The following is a 2251-nucleotide window of genomic DNA, read 5'->3' as shown; positions in this document are numbered from 1 at the left end:
TCGACGTGATCCGCGAGGCCGGCGCCACGGTGGTGGCGGCCGCGCAATCGACCACCTCGTTCGTCCCACCCCTGGGCATCGACAAGTCGCGGGTCCTGACCCTGAACCTGCGGAACCGGTTGATCTTCCGCGCCGCCGACGAGGCCGACGCGGTCCAATCGGCCGACTTCCTCGGCAAGAAGCGGGTGATCAAACGGAGCTGGGGTTTCAGCGGCGGCAAACGGAACGTCAATTTCTCGGAAACCGAGGAACACCGCCTCAAACCCCACCTCCTCCGCACCCTCCGCGACCACGAGTGCGTCGTCGTCCACTGCGACCAAGGCCACCGCCGAAGACGCCTCCCACCCCTGGATCCCCAGGGACAAGTGCCCGCGTGGTATTCAAGTCACAGTTGATTCTGTCGAGGCCAGGTGTTCTGGATCAACGAGGCCTACACAGCGCTTTTTGGAGGTCACAGATCGGTCGCAATCTTGGGCTCTCTTTTTGGCAGCAATTTGGTGCGGAATTGCCGTTTTACGGCGACTTCAGCGTGCCTGCCCATTCGTAGGCATTCCGAAAGAGCAAACGATGAACACCACCACCCAGCAACGCGCCTGCGCAGGGTGCCAATACGTATACCGTCAGCCAGCCGTGTCCGTTGACCTGAAACGGGACTGATCCCCAGCCAGCCAAGGACGAGAAGAGCCGTGGCGCAAGATCCCGAGCGGGATTGAAGCAGGCCATCGTCAGCGGGCCCAGCAGGGAGATCAGCAGCGTCACGGTGAGGCCAATCGTGACTGGCGTCAGGATGGCCGGACGTGCCTTGTTCCGTTCGTCGGTGACGCAGAAGATGACCAGAACCAGCACGGCTGTTCCGATCACTTCCGCGGCAAAGGCGGCCGGGAAGGTCATTCGATTTCGCGCTGCATCGGTCAGCGCCTTGCCTCCGGGATTCGGGAAGTATTCCGCGAATACCATCGCCGACGCCTCGCTTCCGGGGGCTCCTCTATTGAGGCCCGCATAATAGGGTGACATCACGGCCACAATTCAGCTTGTGCGTAGCAGGCGGCTACGATGGACCGCCGGCGGCGCATCCGCCGAAGGGCGGCGGTCGCTTCGTGGCTCAGTTCCCACGCCTTGGTCACGATAAGGTTCGCGATCTCGTGCGTCTTGAGATGCCCCCACATGTATTCGACCGGATTCAGTTCCGGCGCATACGCCGGCAACCGCTCGACCGTCATGCGCCCGTCGGTAGATTCGACGTATTCCCTGACCAACCGACTCCGGTGGATCGGTGCTCCATCCCAGATGATCAGCATCTTGCCGGGAATGTGGCGCCGGAGATGCCGGAGGAATTCGACCACCTGCGGGCCCTTGATGCTGCCAGGGTGAATCTGGAAGTAGAATCGCCAGAGCGCCATTCCCCCGATGATCGAGAGGCTCTTCCAGTTGAAGGTCTCCTGGAGCAGCGGCGTCTGCCCGCGCCGAGCCCACGTCCGAGCCCGTGTTGGACGGGTGCTCAACCCGCTTTCGTCGACGAAGACAATGATTCGCCGCTCTTCGCTGGCCTTTTTTTTAGCGCAGGCCACTCCACCCGCTTCCAGCGCCGGATCGCCTTGTCGTTGCGCTCGATTGCTCGGCGCTCCGGTCGTTGGCAGCTGAAGCCGCTTGAATCGAGCAGTCGCCAGACGTGACCAGGATGATAGCGAACACCCGTCAGTTCCTCGATCAGGTCGGCCACGCGGGGCAGCGTCCAGAGATTGGTCTTGTACCCTCGCGCTGCGGGGCCAGCCACCAAAGCGTCGGCCACTTGGTCCATCTGCGCCGAGGTCAGCCTCCGCTTCGGGCCTGCCGGACCCTTGCTGGTCAGTGCCGTCATGCCGCCCTGATCCCAAGCAGCCTTCCATCGGTAGGCGACCTGTCGGGCGACACCCAGACGACGAGCGACCTCAGAAGCGGTGACGTTCTTTCCGAACAGCTTGGCCGCCTTCTTCCGGCGCTTTTCCATCTCGCCATGATCCCGGGTCTTCGCCATGCCCAAACTCTAGGGATCGAACCGCCCATTGTCACCCTATTATGCGGGGATCAATAGACTCCGGCAACATCTCGGCGGGAGCGGGAACGATTTATGTGCGGCAGTTTGACCCGAGCAGGGGAATCATCTTACAGCCGCCATCGGGGGTCCGAGTTTCTCTTGGTGGAATGGCGCGCTTTGAGGTTGTGCCGGCTGCGAATAGATCCGTTCGGATCCAATGGTTATTGAACGGGAAGC

The 2251-nt window shown here is 62.0% G+C and carries 4 protein-coding genes; 1 reads left to right on the top strand and 3 read right to left on the bottom strand.

What is annotated here, in order from left to right; all coding sequences use genetic code 11:
* Positions 1 to 395, top strand: a 395-nt coding sequence (locus JNN07_12820) for a type IV secretion system DNA-binding domain-containing protein (GenBank protein MBL9168619.1), incomplete at its 5' end; no start/stop codon positions are given.
* 118 nt (positions 396 to 513) lie between these two features.
* Here JNN07_12820 and JNN07_12815 read toward each other — a convergent pair.
* Genes JNN07_12815 through JNN07_12805 form a run of 3 tightly spaced genes read right to left on the bottom strand, consistent with a single transcriptional unit; the run spans position 514 to position 2014 of the window.
* Positions 514 to 1014 carry an aquaporin gene (locus JNN07_12815; GenBank protein MBL9168618.1) on the bottom strand — a complete coding sequence of 167 codons (501 nt, stop codon included), beginning with the start codon at positions 1012 to 1014 and terminating at the stop codon, positions 514 to 516.
* Entirely contained in the window at positions 1014 to 1568 is a 555-nt protein-coding gene (locus JNN07_12810; GenBank protein ID MBL9168617.1) for an IS630 family transposase, read from the bottom strand. The genes JNN07_12815 and JNN07_12810 overlap by 1 nt, the downstream gene beginning before the upstream one ends.
* A complete protein-coding gene (locus JNN07_12805; GenBank protein ID MBL9168616.1) occupies positions 1499 to 2014 on the bottom strand; it encodes a transposase in 516 nt (171 codons plus the stop codon). The genes JNN07_12810 and JNN07_12805 overlap by 70 nt, the downstream gene beginning before the upstream one ends.
* Positions 2015 to 2251: the final 237 nt, after the last annotated feature.

The sequence above is a fragment of the Verrucomicrobiales bacterium genome (assembly GCA_016793885.1).
Classification (GTDB): Bacteria; Verrucomicrobiota; Verrucomicrobiia; order Limisphaerales; family UBA11320; genus UBA11320.
This window is presented reverse-complemented; position numbering and strand designations above follow the sequence as displayed.

Coding starts and splice junctions, on each gene's coding strand:
- JNN07_12815 (MBL9168618.1), bottom strand. CDS start 1,014: ATGTCACCCTATTATGCGGGCCTCAATAGAGGAGCCCCCGGAAGCGAG.
- JNN07_12805 (MBL9168616.1), bottom strand. CDS start 2,014: ATGGCGAAGACCCGGGATCATGGCGAGATGGAAAAGCGCCGGAAGAAG.